This is a genomic window from Massilia timonae CCUG 45783 (assembly GCF_000315425.1).
Taxonomy (GTDB): domain Bacteria; phylum Pseudomonadota; class Gammaproteobacteria; order Burkholderiales; family Burkholderiaceae_D; genus Telluria; species Telluria timonae.
In genome coordinates this window covers 37038-58731 of sequence record NZ_JH992926.1, presented here as the reverse complement: position 1 = coordinate 58731, position 21694 = coordinate 37038, and the positions used below count along the sequence as shown (strand labels likewise).

16 protein-coding genes and 1 pseudogene are annotated in these 21694 nt (G+C 66.5%); 4 read left to right on the top strand and 13 right to left on the bottom strand.

Annotated features, from left to right (window positions below; genetic code table 11):
- Positions 1–10: 10 nt before the first annotated feature.
- Both HMPREF9710_RS23100 and HMPREF9710_RS23095 read right to left on the bottom strand, forming a co-directional pair.
- A complete protein-coding gene (locus tag HMPREF9710_RS23100) occupies positions 11–1594 on the bottom strand; it encodes a TerC family protein (protein ID WP_005670472.1) in 1584 nt (527 codons plus the stop codon).
- 136 nt (positions 1595–1730) lie between these two features.
- The gene (locus HMPREF9710_RS23095; protein ID WP_005670470.1) at positions 1731–2114 is read right to left on the bottom strand and encodes a hypothetical protein; all 384 of its coding nucleotides are present in this window, start codon (positions 2112–2114) and stop codon (positions 1731–1733) included.
- 167 nt (positions 2115–2281) lie between these two features.
- Between HMPREF9710_RS23095 and ppk2 the strand changes: the two genes are divergently transcribed.
- Positions 2282–3202, top strand: a complete 921-nt coding sequence (gene ppk2, locus HMPREF9710_RS23090) for a polyphosphate kinase 2 (RefSeq protein ID WP_005670468.1) — start codon at positions 2282–2284, stop codon at positions 3200–3202.
- A 155-nt stretch (positions 3203–3357) separates the two neighbouring features.
- Positions 3358–4326, top strand: a complete 969-nt coding sequence (locus tag HMPREF9710_RS23085; protein WP_005670466.1) for a phytanoyl-CoA dioxygenase family protein — start codon at positions 3358–3360, stop codon at positions 4324–4326.
- 61 nt (positions 4327–4387) lie between these two features.
- Here HMPREF9710_RS23085 and HMPREF9710_RS23080 read toward each other — a convergent pair whose 3' ends face one another.
- The 7 genes and pseudogenes from HMPREF9710_RS23080 to HMPREF9710_RS23055 all read right to left on the bottom strand — a co-directional run bounded on the left by HMPREF9710_RS23080 (position 4388) and on the right by HMPREF9710_RS23055 (position 11484).
- Positions 4388–5368, bottom strand: coding sequence for a glycoside hydrolase family 43 protein (locus HMPREF9710_RS23080; RefSeq protein WP_005670464.1), 981 nt, complete (start codon positions 5366–5368; stop codon positions 4388–4390).
- Between the two features lie 17 nt (positions 5369–5385).
- On the bottom strand, positions 5386–5889 hold the full coding sequence (locus HMPREF9710_RS23075) for a TonB-dependent receptor domain-containing protein (protein ID WP_081589996.1): 504 nt from the start codon (positions 5887–5889) through the stop codon (positions 5386–5388).
- A gap of 1 nt (position 5890) precedes the next feature.
- Positions 5891–6130: pseudogene (locus tag HMPREF9710_RS27390) on the bottom strand (cation:dicarboxylate symporter family transporter); the annotation flags it as partial.
- 121 nt (positions 6131–6251) lie between these two features.
- The gene (locus HMPREF9710_RS23070) at positions 6252–7340 is read right to left on the bottom strand and encodes a tartrate dehydrogenase (protein ID WP_005670461.1); all 1089 of its coding nucleotides are present in this window, start codon (positions 7338–7340) and stop codon (positions 6252–6254) included.
- Positions 7341–7560: 220 nt separating this feature from the next.
- Positions 7561–8958, bottom strand: a complete 1398-nt coding sequence (locus HMPREF9710_RS23065; RefSeq protein ID WP_005670459.1) for a cytochrome c — start codon at positions 8956–8958, stop codon at positions 7561–7563.
- A gap of 12 nt (positions 8959–8970) precedes the next feature.
- On the bottom strand, positions 8971–10746 hold the full coding sequence (locus HMPREF9710_RS23060; RefSeq protein WP_005670458.1) for a GMC family oxidoreductase: 1776 nt from the start codon (positions 10744–10746) through the stop codon (positions 8971–8973).
- A 6-nt stretch (positions 10747–10752) separates the two neighbouring features.
- Entirely contained in the window at positions 10753–11484 is a 732-nt protein-coding gene (locus tag HMPREF9710_RS23055) for a gluconate 2-dehydrogenase subunit 3 family protein (protein WP_005670456.1), read from the bottom strand.
- A gap of 636 nt (positions 11485–12120) precedes the next feature.
- Between HMPREF9710_RS23055 and HMPREF9710_RS23050 the strand changes: the two genes are divergently transcribed.
- Positions 12121–12849 carry a GntR family transcriptional regulator gene (locus HMPREF9710_RS23050; RefSeq protein WP_005670454.1) on the top strand — a complete coding sequence of 243 codons (729 nt, stop codon included), beginning with the start codon at positions 12121–12123 and terminating at the stop codon, positions 12847–12849.
- A 97-nt stretch (positions 12850–12946) separates the two neighbouring features.
- Here HMPREF9710_RS23050 and HMPREF9710_RS23045 read toward each other — a convergent pair whose 3' ends face one another.
- Positions 12947–15754, bottom strand: coding sequence for a TonB-dependent receptor (locus HMPREF9710_RS23045; protein ID WP_005670452.1), 2808 nt, complete (start codon positions 15752–15754; stop codon positions 12947–12949).
- Positions 15755–16151: 397 nt separating this feature from the next.
- Here HMPREF9710_RS23045 and HMPREF9710_RS23040 point away from each other — a divergent pair, with 397 nt between their 5' ends.
- The gene (locus HMPREF9710_RS23040) at positions 16152–16589 is read left to right on the top strand and encodes an FKBP-type peptidyl-prolyl cis-trans isomerase (protein ID WP_005670449.1); all 438 of its coding nucleotides are present in this window, start codon (positions 16152–16154) and stop codon (positions 16587–16589) included.
- 2 nt (positions 16590–16591) lie between these two features.
- On the opposite strand, the gene HMPREF9710_RS23035 is transcribed toward HMPREF9710_RS23040, so the two are convergent.
- The 3 genes from HMPREF9710_RS23035 to HMPREF9710_RS23025 form a co-directional block, all read right to left on the bottom strand.
- Positions 16592–17314, bottom strand: coding sequence for a GntR family transcriptional regulator (locus tag HMPREF9710_RS23035; protein ID WP_005670442.1), 723 nt, complete (start codon positions 17312–17314; stop codon positions 16592–16594).
- A 148-nt stretch (positions 17315–17462) separates the two neighbouring features.
- Positions 17463–19301 carry a glycoside hydrolase family 2 protein gene (locus HMPREF9710_RS23030; protein WP_005670439.1) on the bottom strand — a complete coding sequence of 613 codons (1839 nt, stop codon included), beginning with the start codon at positions 19299–19301 and terminating at the stop codon, positions 17463–17465.
- A gap of 11 nt (positions 19302–19312) precedes the next feature.
- Complete coding sequence (locus HMPREF9710_RS23025; protein WP_005670438.1) at positions 19313–21433, bottom strand: TonB-dependent receptor; 2121 nt, start codon at positions 21431–21433, stop codon at positions 19313–19315.
- Positions 21434–21694: the final 261 nt, after the last annotated feature.

Sequence of the window (21694 nt, the reverse complement as noted above, 5' to 3'; positions counted from 1 at the left end):
AAAAACGGGTTCAGGCGGCCTGCGCGGCATCGTCGGCCGCGATACGCCGGACCAGCACCCTGGCGATGCGGCGCTCCTCGACGCTCAGGATGCGGTAGCGCAGGCCGTCGATCTCGATCTCCTGGCCCGGCTCCGGCAAGCTCTCGAAGCGCGCCAGCAGGAAGCCGGCCAGCGAGGTGTAGTCGTCGTCGCTGCTGACCAGCCCCCCGGTCTCCAGCACCTGCTCCAGCTGGTGCAGGTCGGCGGTGCCGATGACTTCCCACTCGCCGGGCCCCTTGGGCTGGATCGCCAGCTGCTCGTCCTCGTCGGGGAACTCGCCGGCGATCGCTTCCAGGATGTCGACCGGGGTCAACAGGCCCTGGACGATGCCGAATTCGTCGGTCACCAGCACCAGCTGGCCGTGGGCGCGCTTGAGCGTATCCATGGCCTTGAGCACGCCGGCGGTATCGGGCAGCAGGATCGGCTTGCGGATTGGTCCAGTGGCGCCATTGCCGTCGTCGACCACGTCGTCGATGCGCGCCTGCAGCACCAGCTGGCTGATCAGGTCCTTGGTGCGGGCGATGCCGACCAGGTTGTCGAGCTGGCCGCGGCCGACCGGCATCCGGCTGTGCGGCGACTCCTGCAGCTGGCGCAGGATGGCGTCGGCCTCGTCGTCGAGGTTAACCCAGGACATCTCGGAGCGCGGCGTCATGATCGAGCGGATCGAGCGGTCGGCCAGGGTCAGCACGCCGCTGACCATATTGCGCTCCTCGACGCCGAAGGCCTGCGCCTCGTCGATCTGCTCGTCCTGGCCGTCCGGCTCGGCATCCTGGCGCCGCTTGCCGCCCATCAGGCGCAGCACGGTGTCGGCGGTGCGGTCGCGCAGCGGCAGGCGCGCCTCGTTCTTGAGGAAGTTACGGCGCGCGAACTGGTTCAGGGTCTCGATCAGGATCGAGAAGCCGATCGCCGCATACAGATAGCCTTTCGGGATGTGGAAGCCCAGGCCCTCGGCCACCAGCGACAGGCCGATCATCAACAGGAAGGAGAGGCACAGCACGACCACGGTCGGATGCGCGTTGACGAAGCGGGTCAGCGGCTTGGACGCCAGGATCATGACGCCGATCGAAATGATCACCGCCGCCATCATGACGCCCAGTTCGTCGACCATGCCGACCGCGGTGATCACGGCGTCGAGCGAGAACACGGCGTCCAGCACCACGATCTGCGCCACCACGGCGCCGAAGCTGGCATACACCTTCGACTGGGTATGGACGTGGGTCACGCCTTCCAGGCGCTCGTGCAGCTCGACCGTGGCCTTGAACAGCAGGAACACGCCGCCCAGCAGCAGGATCAGGTCGCGCCCCGAGGGCGACCACGGTCCCAGCGCGAACAGCGGCGTGGTCAGCGTCACCAGCCAGGACACGATGGTCAACAGGCCCAGGCGCATCAGCATGGCCAGGGTCAGGCCGATCAGGCGCGCCTTGTCGCGCTGGTGCGGCGGCAGCTTGTCGGCCAGGATCGCGATGAAGATCAGGTTGTCGATGCCCAGGACGATTTCCAGGACAACGAGTGTGAGCAGACCCGCCCAGATTGCCGGGTCGAATAGCCATTCCATGGTGTTACCTCGTTATTTTGCTAAAAGTGTGTCGCGGCCGCGATCGCGGGCACGGCGGCGCGGTCGGATCGACGCGCGTCGCGATGCAAGGATCGTGATCGGCCAGGGGCGCCGCGACTGCGGCGAAGGCAGGCCTTCAGGCCTCGCGCGGGGGTTTTAGCGGCGGGAACGAGGAATGGTTGGCGCGCGGCGGCGACCGGGGCGCGATCGCCCCGCCCGGCAGGCCGGACAGCTGCAGGCCGAGCTCTTCGTGCACGGAGTCGTGGACGTCGGCGCCGGCCGGCGGTTCATCGGGATCGATGTCGCAGGCGGATTGGCAATCGTAGCCGCCCGCCAGGTAGGCGTCGGCGAACAGCGGCACGGCGGCATCGGTCTCGAGCGCAGCCGTGTGGATGAGGACTTCGGAAGGTGTGACGTGTTCCGTCGCTGCGGCGGGCTGCATCGCGGATGCGGCCATGGCCAGGGCAAACATGTTCAGGGGGAGCAACAGGGTCAGGCAGATGACGAAAAATCGTCTCATATACGGTGCGAGAGTCGGAACGGCGCCAGTATAGCATGTCGTTTCGGCTCCATCGCTCCGCCCTTCCCGATCTCCCCTGCAGACGCCTGTCATGCCGGTGACACGGAACGACGCTAGACTGGAATGGATCGTTCACCGTCCACCATCCGTTTCCAGAGGAGGCCGCCATGCCTGGCGCCCAATCCACCGACCTCAACCAGCGCCTGCAGCGCGACCTCACCGACAGCTACGACGAAGAGCTCGAACTGGAACTCGACGACCGCGACCTCGATGCCGACACGCTGCTGCCCGCGCCCACCCGCAGCGAGCAGGAGAAGGAAGCCCGGCGCCAGTATTTCCATGAGCTGTTCCGCCTGCAGGCCGAGCTGGTCAAGCTGCAGGACTGGGTCGTGCACACAGGCCACAAGGTCGTGATCCTGTTCGAAGGCCGCGACGCCGCCGGCAAGGGCGGCGTCATCAAGCGCATCGCCCAGCGCCTCAATCCGCGCGTGTGCCGGGTGGCGGCGCTCCCCGCGCCGAACGACCGCGAGCGCACCCAGTGGTATTTCCAGCGCTACGTGTCGCACCTGCCGGCCGCGGGCGAGATCGTGCTGTTCGACCGCAGCTGGTACAACCGCGCCGGCGTCGAGCGCGTGATGGGCTTCTGCACCGACGCCCAGTACGAGGAGTTCTTCCAGACCGTGCCGGAATTCGAACGCATGCTGGTGCGTTCCGGCATCCAGCTGATCAAGTACTGGTTCTCGATCTCGGACGAGGAACAGAATGCGCGCTTCCTGAGCCGCATCCACGATCCGCTGAAGCAGTGGAAACTGAGCCCGATGGACCTGGAATCGCGCCGGCGCTGGGAAGAATACACGCGGGCCAAGGAAATCATGCTCGAGCGCACCCATATCCCGGAGGCACGCTGGTGGGTGGTGCAAGGGGTGGACAAGAAGCGCGCGCGCCTGAACTGCATCCATCACCTGCTGCAGCAGATGCCCTATGTCGAAGTCGAGCGGCCGGCGATCGAGCTGCCTCAACGCGAGTACCACGACGATTACGTGCGGCGGCCGGTGCCGCCGGAGATCATCGTGCCGGAGGTGTTCTAGGCAACGGCCGGCGCGCAGCCGGCGTGTAAAGCGGGCCGACGATTTCCTGTCCTGGAACTGTTTTTTTTGCTAAGCTTCAGATCGACTTGCTGCGTGGCCATCCCGTTGCGCCGACGGCGCTGGCGGGGTGGGACGGGACTTCCTGGACTGGACTGATGACCTTGCAAGAGTATCTCGAGACAAATTGTTGTACTCAGCTGGACGACGACGAGGCCGCGCTCGAAGCGTTGCGGGAGAACAGCGTCGGCATGCATGGCCCGGCCAGCGGGCCGGACTGGCAGCGCCAGGTGCGGGCACTGTACCGGCGCGGCATCTCGATCGAGACCGCTCTGCAGTTTCTGTATCACGAGCGCCCCGGCCGCGCAGCGTTCCAGTCCTGGTTGCTGGCGCACGGCCGCTCACCGCCTGCCGCCCCCGAGCCAAGCGCGTGCGCGGACGGCGGCCCGCTGTCGGCGGACCAGCGGCAATTCTGGGACCGCCATGGCTACCTCGTGCTGCCGGGCGTCGTGCCGCGCGCGCAGTGCGAAGCGGCGCGCCAGGCGATCTGGGATTTTCTCGGGGCCAGCGCCGACGATCCCGGTTCCTGGTATCGCGAGCATCCCGGCAAGCGCGGCATGATGCTCGACTTCTACGACCATCCTGCGCTGGCCGCCAACCGCGCAGCGCCGCTGGTGCGCCGGGTCTGCGAACAACTGTATGGCGCCACGGCGATCTATCCGTCGATCGACAAGGTCAGCTTCAACCCGCCCGAGTCGGACTCCTGGCGTTTCCACGGCAGCCCGCTGCATTGGGACGCAAGCCTGTGCCTGCCGATGCCATTTCGCTTGCAGGGTTTGCTGTACCTCGGCGATTGCGGGCCGCTCGATGGCGCCTTCCACTGCGTTCCCGGCTTTCACCGGCGCCTTCCCGACTGGCTGGCGCGCGTGCCGGCGGGCGTTCATCCACGCGACTGGGCGCTGCGCGACCTCGAGCCGGCGCCGGTGCCGGGCCAGGCCGGCGACTTCATCCTGTGGCACCAGGCGCTGCCCCATTGCGCCACGCCGAACCGCGGCGCGCTGCCGCGCATGGTGCAATACCTGACCTACCTGCCCGATACCCTCGACCATCCGGTGCAATGGATCTGACCATGCACGACGCGGGCAACGACGGGCGCGCCGCCGTGGGCAAGCACGCGCCCGGGGGCGCCTATATGCCGACGTCGCCTGCGTCCACTGAAGGCGCGGCCTGCGGCGTCGAGCTCGGGCCATCCGTGAACGGCCGCCCGCCATCCCACTCCAGGCGGTCGATGCACATCCGGCGCGCGCTCTGGCCGACGTCCCAGGCGTGATACACGATCCAGCTCTCGCTGCCGTCGGGCGAACTGGTGAAGCTGTTGTGTCCGGGGCCGACGACGAGTCCCGGACGGCTGCGCATCAGGAGCGCATCCTTGCCGCCCGCCGGACGGCGGTAGGGGCCGAGCGGATGGTCGGCCGTCACCCAGCTGATGCCGTAGTTCTCGCGCTCCCAGGCGCCGCCGCTGTAGAAGCAGTAGATGACGCCGTCGCGCGCCTGCACCGCGGCGCCCTCCACCGTGTGCCAGTCGCGCACCGCCCCATGGATCTGGCGGCCCTTGCGAAACAGGTGCCAGTCGTGGTGCGGCCGCACCGCCACGCGCGGCTCCCCGGCCAGCGTGCGCATGTCGAGCAGGCGGTCGACCACGATCCCGGTGCCGACCCGCTGGTCACCGTCGGGCTCCAGGAAATCGACGCAGTAGAACAAATACCACTGGCCGTCGCGGTCGCGGAAAGGATGGGCGTCAATGGAAAACGGCTGGTCCGGCACGAGCAGCGCGCCGCTGTCGACGAAGGGGCCTGCCGGGTGATCCGCCAGCGCTACCCGCAGCCGCTGGTCGGTTCCCTCGGGCGCGCTCCCCGACGAGTAGTACATGTAGAAACGGCCTTCGTGACAGGCCACCTCGGGCGCCCAGTAGTCGGTGTCGCCGTTCGGCGCCAGCGCATGGCCCAACGACTCCCACGCGACCAGGTCGTTCGAGCGCAGCACCGGGACCTGGCGGCCGTCGGCGCCGGCGGGAGCGGTGCCGTAGGCATAGTAGACGCCCTCGTGCCTGAGCACGAAGGGATCGGCCATGGGGTGCGGATATACCGGGTTCTGGTAGGTTCGCTGCATCGTCTCTCCTGTGCGGCTCACATCTTGAAGCGCAGGCTCACGCCATAGGTCGTGGGGTTGTAGCGGATGTCGCGCGGCTGATAGGGGCCGAGCGAACTCTGGAACCTGGCGCGGGTCAGGTTGATCGCGTCGAACTGCAGCGACAGCCGCGGATTGAGTTCGTAGCCGATGCTCAGGTCGACGAAGGTGGTGGCCTGGACCACCCGGTCCTGGTTGAACGGCGGTTCGGCGATCTGTTCCACATAGTCGCCGCGGCGCGTCGCCGCCAGGCGGCCGGTGATGCCGTGGCCTTCGTACAGCAGCGCCACATTGTAATTCTGGCGCGCCACGCCCACCAGCGCGGTCGTGGTGAAGGCGTCGCTGTCGAAGGCGGTCTTGCTTTCGTTATCGCCGTCAATCCAGGTATAGTTGAACTGCGCGCCAAACCCGCTCCACGGGCCGGGCAGGAAGTCGAAGAACTTCTGGATGCCGAATTCGGCGCCGCGCAGCGTGCCCTGGCCCGAGTTCTGCGGGCGCGTCACCATAGATCAGGGCGCGTACGCCGACGCGCCCAAGTTCCTTCATGCTTTCCATCCTGGCGATGCCCAGCACCACCATGGCGAAGATGACCGGTGCGAACACCATCTTGATCAGGCGGATGAAGACGTCGCCGAGCGGCTTGAGATCGACGCCAAGCTGCGGGTAGAGAAATCCGAGCAGGCCGCCGGCGACGACGCCGATCAGGACCTGCACGTACAGTTTTCCAAAGAAGCGCGTTGACATGGTGTCTCCTTGATGTATGCGGCGTCCCCTCTTCGCTCTGCGGCGAGATGTGTTGCGGGACCCGTGCAGGATGGCGCACGGCCTGGCAGGCCGGCGCCGGCGGGTGCTGACGTAGCCTGGCTCAGGCGGCGGCGCGCTCGCGGCCCGCGCCGATGAAGTCGCAGACCGCCCGCGTCACCTCGGCCGTGGTGGCCGCGCCGCCCAGGTCTCCGGTGTGCAGCGCCGGCGTGCTGGTCACGCACTCGATGGCCTGCATGACCTGCGCCGCCGCGGCGTGCTCGCCCAGGTGCTCGAGGAGCATCACGACCGACCAGAAGGTGCCGATCGGATTGGCCAGTCCCTTGCCCATGATGTCGAAGGCGGAACCGTGGATCGGTTCGAACATCGATGGGTAACGCCGCTCGGGATCGATATTGCCGGTCGGGGCGATGCCCAGGCTGCCGGCGAGGGCCGCCGCCAGGTCGCTCAGGATGTCGGCGTGCAGGTTGGTGGCGACGATGGTGTCGAGCGTGGCCGGGCGGTTGACCATGCGCGCGGTCGCGGCGTCGACCAGCTCCTTGTCCCAGCTCACGTCCGGGAACTCCTTCGACACCTGCAGCGCGATCTCGTCCCACATCACCATGGCGTGGCGTTGGGCATTGCTCTTGGTGATGACCGTCAGCAGCTTGCGCGGACGCGACTGCGCCAGCCGGAAGGCGAAACGCAGGATGCGCTCGACCCCGACCCGGGTCATCATGCTGACGTCGGTCGCGGCCTCGATCGGGTGACCCTGGTGCACGCGCCCGCCGACGCCCGAGTATTCGCCTTCCGAGTTCTCGCGCACGATCACCCAGTTCAGGTCTTCGGCGCGGCAGCGCTTGAGCGGCGCGTCGATGCCCGGCAGGATGCGGGTCGGCCGCACGTTGGCGTACTGGTCGAAGCCCTGGCAGATCTTCAGGCGCAGGCCCCACAGGGTGATATGGTCGGCGATGTCCGGGTCGCCGGCCGAGCCGAACAGGATGGCGTCCTTGCCGCGCAGGGCCTCCAGGCCGTCGGCCGGCATCATGACGCCATGCCTGCGGTAATAGTCGCCGCCCCAGTCAAAATCCTCGAAGGCGAACTGGAAGCTGCCGCTGGTGGCGGCCAGCGCCGCCAGGACTTCGCGGCTGGCCGGGATGACTTCCTTGCCGATGCCGTCGCCGGGAATGGTGGCGATATGATAGGTTTTCATGCTGCGGTCTCCGTACAGTGAGTGATATTGTCGGCTCACTGTAGCGCGCCGTCCCGGCGCACGAACTACCGCGGACTCAAACCATTATCAACTCCCAGTTGACAATGCCGCGTGACTCGGGCGGTCCCGGCCCATGCTCGCCTCGTAACAGAAAACGAAAAAGCGCCGCCGGCGCCCGTCGACCTGACGGGTGCCGGCGGCGCCATGGCCACGCGCCGGATCAGTGCTTGGTATCGCCCTTGTCCGCCGTGTGCAGCTCGTGCTCCTTGACCAGCTTGCGCACCTTGGCTACTTCAGCCGCGCCGACCGGCGAAGCCTGGTTGCCCCAGCTGCTGCGAACGAAGGTCACCAGCTGCGCGGTCTCTTCATCCGACAGGCGCCATGCGAAGCCCGGCATGCCCAGGTCGGACGGCGCCGTGTGGGTCGACGGCAGGCGCGCGCCGGCCAGGATCACGCGGATCAGCGAGGTCGGGTCGGCCGAGAGCACGGTCGGATTGCCCGGCAGCGCAGGGAACACGTCGCCGGCCGCCTTGCCGTCCACGCGGTGGCAGGCCGCGCAGTTGTCCAGGTAGAGCTGGACGCCGCGTTCGCTGTCGTTGCCCTGCATGATCTTCTGCACGGTGGCGTCGCTGGCGGCGAAGGTGGCCTTCTTGTTGCCGCTCTTCGGCAGGCTCTTGATGTAGAGCGCCATCGCCATCAGGTCGGCATCAAGCATGTTCTGGGTGCTGTGCTTGACCACGTCCTGCATCGGCTCGCCCAGCACGCCCGAGTGCTTGTTACGGGCGGTCTTGAGCGTGTCGACGATGTCCTGCGCCGTCCAGTTGCCCATGCCGTCGACCTTGTCGCCGCGCAGGTTGACCGCCAGCCAGCCATCGATCAGCGGACCGCCGGCCAGGTATTCCGGACCGGATTCGTCCAGCGCCAGTTCGTTGAGCGTCGCCGCACGCGGGGTGTGGCAGCTGCCGCAGTGGCCCAGGCTCTGCACCAGGTAGGCGCCGCGGGCGATCTTCTGGTCGGCGTACTTCGTCAGGTCCATCGGGCCCTGCACCGGCACGAAGGTCTTGCGCCAGATGCCCAGCGGCCAGCGCATCGACAGCGGCCAGCTGATCTCGTTGTCGCGGTTGGCCTGCTTGACCGGCTCGACGCCGTGCATGAAGTAGGCGTACAGCGCGCGCATGTCGTCGTCGCTCATGCGGGCATACGACGGGAACGGCATCGCCGGATACAGGGTGCCGCCGCTCGGCACGATGCCGTGGCGGACCGCACGATCGAAATCGTCCAGCGAGTAGTTGCCGATGCCGGTTTCCTTGTCCGGCGTGACGTTGGTCGCGTACATATTACCGATCGGCGACTGAATCACGCGGCCGCCGGCGAACTCCTTGCCGCCCGGCGCCGTGTGGCAGGCGATACAGTCGGACGCGGTGGCGACGTAGCGGCCCTTCTCGATCAGGCCGGCGTCAGGCTTGGCGCCATTGGCCAGATTGGCGAGCTGCGGACCCGGTTCGATCTTGCGGGTCTCGGTCGGCGCCACGGCATAGCCGTAGGCGCCGGCAAGGACCACCGCGCCGGCGATGGCGAGACCGAGGACGATTTTCTTGACAGGTTTTTGTTTGGTCATGTGTTCGTCCTCTTATGCCTGCACCAGCGGGCCCGGGTTCTTGATGTACTGTTCCCGGATCGCTTTCGCGCACCAGTAGGCCAGCGCGCCGACCATGCCGGTCGGGTTGTAGCCGTTGTTCTGCGGGAAGGCGTTGGCGCCCGGCGCGAACACGTTCGGCACGTCCCACGACTGCAGGTACTTGTTCAGGGCCGAGGTCTTCGGATTGGCGCCCATGATCGCGCCGCCGACCGTGTGCGTGCTCTGGTACTGGTTGATGTTGTAGTGCGTGCCCGGCTTCTTGGCATCGCCCTTGGTCGCCAGCGGGTTCAGGACCTTGCACATCTCCTGCGCCTTGTCGACCAGGTAGGCCGACGCCGCGATCTCGTTGTCATGCCAGTCGAAGGTCATGCGCAGCAGCGGACGGCCGAAGGCGTCCTTGTAGTTCGGGTCCAGGTCCAGGTAGGCGTCGTCGTAGGCCATGCACGAACCCTGCACTTCGTAGTAGAACGAGTGACGCATCGCGTCCTTGGCGCCCTTCTTCCAGTCGCTGCCCCAGTTCGGCACGCCCGGCGCGGTGGCGATGCCGCGCACCGGACCGCCGCCCGGCTGGCGCGCCCAGATCACGCCGCCGCCGACGAAGCCCGACTTGGTCGGATCGTTGCGGTTGCCGTTCAGGTCGTCGAAGGTGGTGCCGCCGCCGCCGATGCCCATGAACTGGTTGGCGTGCACGTTCTTGTCGAAGAACAGCGAGACGCGGTTCAGGTTCTGGTACGAGTAGTTCTTGCCGACGGTGCCGGTCTTGGTCACCGGGTCGTAGGCCGGGCCGATCTTCGACACCAGCATCAGGTGCACGTTATACAGCGAGAACGCGCCCAGGATGACGATGTCCGCCGGCTGTTCGCATTCCTGGCCGCCGGCATCGAGATAGTTCACGCCGGTGGCCATCTTGCCATCCGCCGTCAGGTTCACCTTCAGCACCTGGGCCAGGGTGCGCATCTCGAAATTCTTGCGGCCACGCAGCACCGGGAAGATGTTGATGTTCGGGCTGGCCTTCGAGTAGTTCAGGCAGCCGTAGTCCGAGCAGAAGCCGCAGAAGTTGCACGGGCCCATCTGGCAGCCGTACGGGTTGACATAGCTGGCCGAGGTGTTCGAGGCCGGGATCGGGAACGGGTGGTAACCCATTTCGCGCGCCGCCTTGTAGAACATTTCGCCGCCCAGGTAGTCCGGGTTCGGTCCCAGCGGGTATTCGCGCGAACGCGAGCCTTCGAACGGGTTGCCGCCTTCGACCACCTTGCCGTTCAACACGCCAGCCTTGCCCGAGGTGCCGCACACGTATTCGAAGTGCGAGAAATGCGGCTCCAGCTCTTCATAGGTGATCGGGAAATCCTGGATCGACATGCCTTCCGGCATGATCTTCTTGCCGTAGCGCTGCTCCATCGTGCTGCGCAGGTTGAAGTCTTCCGGCAGCGCGCGGAAGTGCACGCCCGACCAGTGCGAACCCGCGCCGCCCACGCCGGTGCCCGGCTTGAACGAGCCCATGCGGCGCTTCGGCACGGCCACGGTGTTCAGGTTGTGGCGGATGGTCACGGTTTCTTGCGCCAGCGACTGCAGGTATTTGCGGTGCACCGAGCCTTCGAGCTCGTCGATCACGCGCGGATAGGCGAAGTCGGTCTGCGTGTCGCGGTCCGGGCCGCGTTCCAGGATGACCACGTTCAGGCCAGCGTCCGTCAATTCCTTGGCCATGATGGCGCCGACCCAGCCGGCGCCGACGATGACCACGTCTTTTTTCTCTTTTACGATTGCCATATTCTCTTATCCCCTCCGTCCAGCCAGGTCCACCGGTCCCAACGGATACGGTTTGTCGCGAATCTTCACCCACTCCAGGTAGTCGCCCCGCATGCCGGGGTAACCGATCATCTTCCAGGCGCCCATGTCCTTGTTGCCGCCGTGGCTAGGATCGGAGAAGTAGCCGGCGCGGGTCTCGGCCAGGAAGTCGGCGAAGAAGGTCTTCGACGAGATGTCGGCGAGCTTGATCTTGCCGCCTTCGAGTTCCTTGAGGACCGATTCCTGCATGCGCACGTCGAGGTCGGCGAAGGCCTTGCCCGAGTAGGTCTTGGCGCAATAGGCATCCACGTTGGCGATGCCGACGCGGATGATGTCCTTCAGCGCCAGCTTGCCCTGGTAACCGAACTCCGAAGTCGCTTCCAGGAACGGGCCCTGCATATACCAGATGCTGCCGGATGCGTACGGCGACTGCATGTGGCGATCGATGAACTCGGGCACGCCCAGTTCGACGGCGCCGGGGCCGTGCTCGTCATGCGGAATCAGGCGATCGACCGCGGCGATCACGAATGTCCATTCCTTCGCGTTGAAGAACTTGGGCGTGTAGGGATTCGGCTTGCCTTCCGGTGCTGCGGTGGCGGTGGCATTGGCGTTGGGCAGACCCTGATGGATGGCTGCCGCCGCTGCGCCCGCGCCCATGGGCACGAACACCAGGCTCTTGATGAGGCGCCGCCGCGATGGGGATTGCTGATCGTCGGACATGAAGTCTCTCTCTCAATGTGAAGAATGTATTTTGTATGCAAAATGCAAGATACATAGTACCAACAACCGCCCTACTATGCCAAATTGAAATATTGGTGATCAATAATTTCCGTAAAGAAAATTTGAAATGGAAAGGGGTTGAGCGCGAGAAACAGCAGGAGTCATAACGGCCGACAAGCACATTGAGGTTGCAACCATAAGTTGCATCACGCGAGCGCGGCGCTGGTGCTAGAATGGCTATTTCGAAAGTTCAGAAGTTTTAGAATGTTCTCATTTCACGGTTCGGTCGACAGCAGTAGCCTGATTTGACGGACGCTAGCCTGCGCTTCGGCACGCGCCGATCCGCTGTTCGCAGGCGCCAGGACGAGGTGGAGAGATCGGACGCCAAACCAGCCGCACGCCATGTGCGCAGTCGGAAGGCACTGTCGCGCAGCGTCGGGCCTGAAACTTGGTCACCCTGCCCTCATATGGATGGGACCTTCGGGCGCTGATGGCGCTTGTTGCGCAAATGAAACGTCCGCGCCGTGTCCGCCACGCGACATGGGTCGACCGGTTCACGAGGTTAAGCTTGGTTTCAACAATGCAAATACGCCTGAATGATAGAATTCCTCCAAAATTATGGAAGTGGAGACATTGATGCAAAACTCGGAAGTTGTACCGGCCGCGGAGCCCGGCGTTGCCGCGCCCTCCCTTCCAAAGCTGGCGCGGCAACACCTGCATGAGACGGTGGTGTCCCACCTGCGCCGGCTGATCGTCGAATCCGTCTTTCCGCCTGGGATGAAGCTCAACGAACGGGAGCTGTGCGAAACCATGGGCATCTCGCGCACCCCGCTGCGCGAAGCCCTGAAGGCGCTGGCCGCGGAGGGCCTGATCGAGATCTCGCCGAACCGCGGCGCCTCGGTCTACAAGATGTCGCAGCAAGAAGTATGGGAAACCTTCGAGTTCGTCAGCGGTCTCGAAGCCCTCGCGGGCGAACACGCGTGCGCACGGATCACGCCCGAGGAAGTCGCCGAAATCCGGGCGCTGCACGATGCGATGCTGACCTGCCGCGAACAGGGTGACCTGCCCGGCTACTACAGCCGCAACCAGGCGATCCACAACAAGATCTCCGAAGCGGCGCGCAACTCGGTGCTGCACCACACCTATCTGAACATGAACCGGCGGCTGCAGTCCTTGCGCCTCAAGTCGAACATCAAGCCGGAGAAATGGGACCAGGCGATCGAAGAACATCGCCAGATGATGGAGGCGCTCGAGGCGCGCGACGGCAAGCGCCTGGCGGCGATCCTGTCGCTTCACTTGCTGGACAAGCGCAATTCGGTGATGGAGATGGTGGACGACGCCGCGCCATTGCGCAAGGTGTCCTGACCTTCGCGCTACGCCGATCCACCAGCGTTGCACTGCAGGGCGCCGGCCTCCCATCAGGACGCCGGCGCCTTCGTTTTGCCGCCCCGCCGGACGGCGTTTACATCCGGAACCGCAGGCTCAGGCCATAGGTCGTCGGGTTGTAGCGCACGTCGCGCGGCATGTATTCGCCCAGCGAGCTCTCGAACTTGGCGCGGGTCAGGTTGATCGCGTCGAACTGCAGCGAGACCTTGTCGTTGATCTCGTAGCCGATGCTCAGGTCGACGAAGGTCGCGGCCTTGACCACGCGGTCCTGGTTGAACGGCGCCTCGGCGATCTGCTCGACGTAGTCGCCGCGGCGGGTCGCGGCCAGGCGGCCGGTGATGCCGTTGCCCTCGTATAGCAGCGCGAAGTTGTAGCTCTTCTTGGCCACGCCGGTCAGCGGCGTGGTCGTATAGGTGTCGCTGTCGAACGCGGTGCGGCTCTGGTTCTCGCCGTCGATCCAGGTGTAGTTGGCCTGGGCGCCGAAGTTGGCCCATGGGCCGGGCAGGAAGTCGAAGAACTTCTGGACCCCGAATTCGGCCCCGCGCAGCCGGCCCTTGCCCGAGTTCTGCGGACGCGTCACGCGATACACCTGGCCGTCGATGACTTCGTCGCGCGTGAAGCTCTGCTCGTAGCCGTCGATGTCGCGGTGGAACAGCGCGACCTGGGCGAAGCCGTTCTTCTGGAAGTAGTATTCGAGCGTGGCGTCGATATTGGTCGAGCGGGTCGGCTCCAGGTAGGGATTGCCGGCGCTGCCGCTGCCCGGCACGTTGACGGTCGACGGCACCAGGGTCAGGGCCGGATTGAGCGTCCCGAAGTTCGGCCGGGTGATGGTCTTGCCTACCGAGAAGTGCGACTGCAGGTCTTCGGTCCAGCCGACCACCGCCGAAGCGCTCGGCAGGTAATTGGTTTCGTAGGTCGACAGGTCGACGTTCGACACCTCGTCGCCGATCCGGGTCATGCCGCTCAGCTCGCGATTCAGGCGCACCACGCGCCCGCCGATTTCACCCTTGACGTCGATGCCGCCCGGGTTGGCGGCCCAGCGCGCGGCCAGGTACAGGGTCGCGTTGCGTTCGCGCTGGTCGAACAGGCGGCCCGGGTCGTCCGGCACGCGGCCGCTGGCGGCGCCGTACAGGTTGCGCACGGCGTCGGCATTGTCGATCAGGTAGTCGGACGACGGGCCGTACCAGGCGCCGCCCAGGCGATCGAGGCCCGGCACTTGCGCCTGGAACGACGGGCCGAGGGCGCCGATGGCGCTTGGACGCTCGCCGGTGAAATCGGCGTGGCCTTCGGCGCCGTGGTAGCTGGCCTTGCGCGAGGACAGGCGCAGGCCGCCCAGCAGGGCCGTGAAGAACCCGTCGCCGCCCAGGCGATACGTGGCGTCGGTGCGCCATTGCAGCTGGCTGCCGGTCTGCTCGTTCCAGTTCTGGACCATGCCGCGCAGCACGTAGTTGCGTGGGTCCTGCAGCGCATTGCCGCCGCTGCCCGGCAGCGTGATCGCATTGAAGCCGCCGTGGCCGTCGGCGCCATACGAATACACGCTGGCGCTGGCGCCCGGCACCTGCTGGTCGACGATCACGGTGTCGTTGACGAACCTGGAGCGGGTATAGCCGAACTGCGAATCGACGCTGAGCGGTCCGTCGGCGTATTTCAGGCCGAGGTTCAGGTAGTGGGTGGCGGTGCGCTCGTTCTGGCCCCAGGTGCTGGACGCCGTGTACGGGTCCCAGTCATAGGCATTGCCGAACTGCGCGGCCGGAGCGCTGGCGGCCAGGATCGGGCAGATCGCGCCCTGCGGGGTGGCACAGGCGCTGCCTTGCGGCGCCATCACCACATCGGTCAGGCGCGGCGCCCAGGTGGCGTTGCTCATCACGTAGTTGACGCCGGTGCGGCCCTGGTAACCCATGCCCAGGTACTGGGCGTTGGCCGTCAGACGTGGATTGACCTTCCACTGGAAGGCGCCGTGCACGCTCTGGCGCTCGCGCTGGCCGGCGTTGTAGATGCCGCCGATGTTCGGCAGCTGGCCCAGCACGTCGCCCGGCGCGGCCGGCGCATACGGGCCGACGTTGCCCAGGCGCGTGGCGCTGCCGTCCGGGCTGACCGAGAACACATTGTCGGGACGGTCGACGTATTGCACCGGGAAGGCCCAGTTGTCGCGGTTGACGGCGACGTCGAACAGCGCCCCCATCTCGCCGAAGTCGGTGTTCCAGCGGTTGCTGACCAGGAAGCCGCCGCCCGGGCTGTGCTTGTCCGAGGTATTGCCGCTGCCATTGGTCTGGTTGACGCGGTCCTCGACGTAGCCGGTCGCGGTGAAGCCCTTGTTGTCGAACGGCGCGCGCAGGCGGATGTTGACGGCGCCGGCGATGCCGCCCTCGAACTGGTTGGCGGTGGCCGACTTGTACACTTCCATGCCGGCGATCGACTGCACCGGCAAGTCCTGGTAGGACAGGCGGCGGCCGGCGGCGGTGAAGATCTCGTTGCCGTCGAGCGTGGTCGCCACGTCGGGCAGGCCGCGGATGATCACGGTGCTGGTTTCGCCGCGGTCGCGCCCCACCTGCACGCCGGCCACGCGCTGCAGCGCGTCGCCCGCCTGGCGGTCGGGGAACTTGCCGATGTCGTCGGCATTGATGGCATCCACCACCTGCGCGGCGTCGCGCTTGATGTCCTCGGCCGAGCGCAGGCTCTGGCGCAGGCCGGTGACCTGGACCACGGCGGCGGCTGGCGCGGCCTGGGGCGCCGGCGCGGCTGGTACGGCTGGAGAGGATGCGGCCGCCGGCGCGGTCTGTTCGGTGGCGTCGGTGGCGGCGGCGGTTTGCGCCAGGGCTGGCGCGCCGTAGGCCGACATCAGCATGATGGCGGCGCAGATCGGCTTGACTTTCAATCGGGTCATTCACTCTCCAATTCTGTGATTCGGGCTTGCGTACACGTGCTCCGGACATGCCGGGTCGCGCCCTTCGATACCAGCCTTAACGCTCTGGCATGTCATTCCGTTGACATAAGTACACAAAATATTTCATACATCCTTTTACAAGGCGCGCCGGATTGGCGTACATACGAAAAAAAGCCCGCCGAAGCGGGCTTGTTGGCGACAGTTGCAAGGTCCAGTGTGTCGCGCGCACGCGGCTCGCCGCGCCGGAATCGCGCTCGACGGCGTCACGCCGGCCGGGTGGCCAACTCCGGCCGCGAACATGGGCTCGCCTCGTGGATGCGCCGGTGTTGGCAGCGCGCGCGGCGCCATGTATGCTCCCGGGCATCCCATTTACGGCAACCATCAAAGAAAGAAGACTATGAAACACCTGCTGTCCTCCTGCGTCCTCGGCCTGGGCCTGACCCTGGCGCTGGCTGGCTGCGACCGCGCCCAGGCGCCGCAGTCGGCCGCGTCCGCGGTCGCCTTCCAGAAGATCGACACCATTCCCGGAAGCGGCAAGGAAGCCGTGGCCGGCGCCACCGCGGTCGTCAACTACACCGGCTGGCTGTACGAGCCGGGCAAGGAAACGCTGCGCGGCACGCAGTTCGACTCCTCGGTCGGACGCGCGCCGTTCAGCTTCCAGTTGGGCGCCGGCCAGGTCATCCGCGGCTGGGACGAAGGCGTGCAAGGCATGAAGGTCGGCGGCAAGCGCACGCTGATCCTGCCGCCCGAGATGGGCTATGGCGCCGGCGGCGCCGGTCCGATTCCACCGAACGCAAGCCTGATCTTCGACGTCGAACTGCTCGACGTGCGCTAACCTCAGGCAGCCATCGCCGGCGCGCCGTAGTCGAGCGGCAGCAGCAGGTCGGGATAGCGCGTGCGCAGCGCGTCGATCGCGCTGAGCGTTCCCGACAGGTGCCTGCGCACCATCTGCTGCGCCGCCTGCGCGTCGCCGCGCGCGATGGCCTGGGCGATCGCGCCGTGTTCGTCCAGGATCGACTGCGCCTTGCCGTTGAGCGGCAGGTGCAGGCGCCGCAGGCGGTCCAGGTTGCCGCTGCGGCTACGCATCATGGACCACAGGTCCGGCACCGCCGCGGCGTGGTACAGGCAGCGGTGAAATTCCATGTCGACCTGGGTGAACGTGCCCAGGTCGCCCGAATCCAGGCTGGCGCGCTGGCGCTCGACCAGCCCGGCGAGGGTGCGCGCCAGGACCGGATCGGCGTCCTGGGCCAGCACCTGCACCATCTCGAGCTCCACCGACAGCCGCAAGAAGTGCGCCTGCCTGGACTGGGCCAGGTCGATGCGGCGCACCCGGGTCTGGTGCTGCGGGTAGATGTCGACCAGGTGCTCTTCTTCCAGGCGCAGCAGCGCCTCGCGCACCGGGCTGGCCGACAGCTTGTAGTAGTCGCACAGCTGGGGCCGCGCCAGCACCGTGCCCGGCTTGATGGCCAGGCTGACGATCAGTTCTCGCAGATGCTCGAACACCTGGATGGTCGCATTGCGCGAGCGGTCGAGGTGGAAGCTGTCGTCGGCGGGGTTCATGTCCTTGTCTCTCCTGGCGCTGCGGGTCGCTGGTATATCAATGTTCCAGTGCCCTATTGTTCACCATCGGCGGCCCGCTGTCCGCGCCCTGCGCCAATCAATCAAGATCATGAGCGAAGCGCGCGGCCGGTGGCCACGGCGTGGTTGCTCATTTGCGGCGGTAGTAGTCGGCCAGCACGTCGAAGGCCTGCTTGCGCACGCCGGTCTCGGACAGGATGCCCTTGCGGTTCCAGCCGTTCTGGAACACCGGGTGTTCGCGCCGCGGCGAGCGGAAGTCCTTCAGGATCCAGGGCGACAGGCCGCGCAGCGTCGGGATGCCCTCGGCCATGGCCAGCGTCTTGCGGTAGTACTCGGCCTGGTATTCCTCGCTGAACTTCCTGAGCCCCTGGCCGCGGTGCCCCGCCAGCGCGTCGGCGCCGAATTCGGACAGGATCAGCGGACGCTCGCCGGGGACGTCCCAGCGCAGGTTCGCGATGCCGTCCAGCGTGTCGGGACCGTACCAGCCGGCATACACGTTCACCGCCAGCACGTCGAGCTTGTCGATCAGCGAGTCCTGGATCTCCAGCACGTCGCCCTTGCGCTCGACCAGCAGCGCGGCGCTCACAAGCCGGGTCGGATCGAGCGCGCGCACATTGTCGGCCATGGCGCCGTGGAAGCGCGTGCGCGAGGGCGACACCGGCGTCTCGTTCCCGACGCTCCACAGGATCACCGAGGCCCGGTTGCGGTCGCGGTAGATGGTCTCGGCCTGCATCACGAGCGCCTTGCGCAGCACGGCCGGGTTGTCCCAGTCGACGGTCCAGTAGACCGGGATCTCGCTCCACACCAGCAAGCCCATTTCGTCGGCCAGGCGCACCGTGGTCTCGGAGTGCGGATAGTGCGACAGGCGCACATAGTTGCCGTTCAGGCCGTGCTTGATTTCGTGCAGCAGCGCGCGCGACGCCTGCTCGGTCATATTTCGCGCCGGGTTCGGGCCGAACTCCTCCTCGTGCAGTGAGATGCCGCGCAAGAACAGCGGCTTTCCGTTCAGGAGGATCTGGTTGCCCTTGACGGCGATGGTGCGAAAGCCCATGCGGTCGCGCACCTGGTCGCCGCTGGCGGAAAAGCGCACGTCGTACAGCGTCGGTTTCTCGGGCGTCCAGCGCTCCAGGCCCTTCGGCGCCGGCAGGTCGAGCAGCGCGCGGCCGTTGGCGTCGGTGGTGGCGCGCGCCGTGCCGAGCGCGCCGATCGCCACCGTCACCGCCTGGTGCGCCGCCTGCGGTCCCTGCAGCCGCACTTCGCCGGCGATGCGGCCATCCGGACCCAGACTCAAGGTCGCATCGTCGATGAAGGTCGCCGGCGTCGTCACCAGGCTGACCTTGCGCGTGATGCCGCCATACAGGTCCCAGTCGGTGATCGACGTCGGTATCGACTGGGCGTCGTGGCTCGAATCGACCCCGACCACCAGCCGGTTCTCGCCGGCGCGCAGGGCCTCGGTCACCTCCAGGACGAAGGGCGTGAAGCCGCCCTCGTGACGCCCCACTTCCTTGCCGTTGAGGTAGACGTAGGCGCGGTAGTTGACCGCCTCGAAGCGCAGGAAGGCGCGCTTGCCTGCGCCTGGGCGCGCATCGAACTTGCGCTGGAACCAGATCAGGCCATCGTAGTAGCGCAGCTCGGCCGCCGCCGCGTTCCAGGCGCCGGGCACATTGATGAGCGGGCCGCGGTCCATGTCGAACTCGTAGAAGTCGACCCCGCCCTTGGCTTCGACGGCGGCGACGTCGACGTCGCGCGCGCGCTGCATGCGCGACTTGGCCACCCAGCCGTTGATGTCGGTGAGGCCGGTGCGGTACAGGTCTTTCGAGTAGGTCCACTGGCCGGACAGGTCCTGGCTGTCGCGGTGCAGCGCGCCGGTGAGCAGGAAGGCGGGCCGCAGGGTGTCTGCTTGCGCCAGCGCCGGCTGGCAGGCCAGCGCGCCAAGGAATAGCCAGAATGCCGTGATGAGTTTTTTCATGTCTGTGGATCTCAGAAATCGACTTTCATGCGCACGCCGAAGTAACGGTCCGAGTTGCGCGGCAAGGTCTGGGTCAGCACGTGGACGTTGCCGAACACGTTGTAATTGTCGCCGACGAAGCTGGCATAGCTCTTGTCGAACAGGTTGTTGACGTAGAAGGTCAGCTTCACGTCCTGCGCGGGATTGAAGAAGGCGATGCTGCCGTTGACGGTGCCATAGCCCTTCTGCTCGGCGAGCGGATTGGCGGCCAGGTCGTAGTTCACGCTCGACTGGTACTGGCCATTGATGTTGGCGATCCCGCTGTAGCCGCTCTCCCCCACGGCGAAGTTGTAGGTCGCGCCCAGGTTGAGCTTGGTGCGCGGCGCGTTCGACAGGCGCTTGCCGGACAGGTCTTGCAACGGCACGCCGCCGACCGGCACGCAGCCCTCGGCGGCCGTTTGGCCAGGATAGCAGTTCGTGTTCGGGAACTTCTTGATCGTCGCGTCGACCCAGGCCACCGAGGCTTCGAGCAGCAGCGTGTTGATCGGCTTGGCCTGCACTTCCAGCTCCAGGCCGCGGGTGCGCAGTTCGCCGACGTTGGTGACGACGTTTTCATACGCCTGGGTGAGCGGATCGAGGCGGCGCGACTGGGCCTGGAAGTCCTCGTAGTCGGTGTGGAACACGGTGGCGTTGAGCTGCAGGCGGTTGCGGAAGAACCGGCTCTTCATGCCCAGCTCCCACGATTCGGACGTCTCCGGCGCCACCGGCAGCCGCACGCGCGCCTCGTTGAAGCCGGTCGAGACGTCGTAGCCGGCGCCCTTGTAGCCGGTGGCGAAGGAACCGTAGACCATCACGTCCCTGGCCAGGTCGTGCTGCAGGGCGACCTTGCCGGTGGTGGCGTCGTCACGGCTGCGGCCGTCGAAACTGGCCGGCACCGCCGGCAGGCGGTTGGTGAAGTCGACCTCGATCGTTTCGCGGTTGAAGCGCAGGCCGGTGCTGAGCCGGGTGGCGGGCGTGATCCGGTATTCGGCCTGGGCGAAGGCGGCGGCGGTCTGGTTGCCGGAGCGCGCCTCCCAGTCGGCCAGGTTCGAGACCGGGCCGCGCACATAGCTGCGCTCGGTGCGCGAATCGGCGTAATACAGGCCGCCGAGATAAGTAAGCGCGCCGTCGCCGTTCGAGGTCAGGCGCAGCTCCTGGGTCGACATGCGCGAGCGGTATGGGCCGCCGGCGGTGACGCCGCCGTGGAAGCGGCCGTTCGATTGCGGGCCGAGCTGGTCGAGGTTGGTGCCGTCGAAGTCGGCCAGGAAGTCGAACTGCCAGTCCTGCCAGGTGGTCACCGAGGTGATGGTATGGTTGTCCAGCTTCCAGTTCACGGTGCCGGCGATGCTGCGCGACTCGTGCTCGGCGAAGCCCGGATCGTCCATGCGCACGTCGCGGTTGTCCGGGCCCGGCGTGACGCCGACCAGGGCCGGGCCGATCGGCGCCACGCCGCGCAGGCTGGCGCCGGGCGGCACCGACAGGAAGGTCGTCACCGGGCCTTCGATGCGGCGCTTGTTGTAGTCGGCGATCAGGCGGCCGTCGAGGCTCGTGGCGGGCTTGAAGTCGAGGCGCAGGCGCGCGCCCTTGCTGCGTTCGCCGTTCAGCTTGGCGCCCGACTCGAGGTTGGTGACGTCGCCCTCGCGGTTGCCGGTGTAGGCGTTCAGGCGATACCCCAGCTTGTCGCTGACCGGGCCCGAGATGCCGGTTTCCAGGCGCTTCTCGCCGTCGCTGGTCACGGTGACCTGGGCATGGCCTTCGCGCTCCTCGCTCGACTCCTTGGTGACGATATTGATGACGCCGGCCGACGAGTTCTTGCCGAACAGCGTGCCCTGCGGGCCGCGCAGCACCTCGACGCGCGCGATGTCGCTCAGGTTCGAGAACGCCTGCAACTGCTGGATCACGGGCACGTCGTCGATGATCACCGAGACCGCCGACTCGATGCCGATGCTGAAGGCGAAGGTGCCGATGCCGCGCAGCGCGATATTGTTGTTGTTGGGGTTTTCGTTGATGGTCAGGGCCGGCGCCACGCGGGTCAGGTCCGAGAAACCGACGATCTGCTGGTTCTCGATCGCGCGCTCGTCCACGGTGCTGACCGCGACCGGCACGTCCTGCATCGCCTGCGGGCGCTTTGCGCCGTCACCGTCACCACTTGCAGGCCTTCCGACGACTGCGCGCCGGACTCCTGGGCCTGTGCGGTCATGGCGCCGGCGGCCAGCAGGGCCGCGGCGTGGGCGATCGCGGTCAACGCCGAGCGGCGGCGCGGGGATGGAAAACTCATTGTGTCTCCTGATAATAATTGTGGAATGCGTGCTGCTAGCGGCGTGATCGACTAGTATTTCAGCTCACGCGGCCATCCATCGGGAATCTCAAAAGGG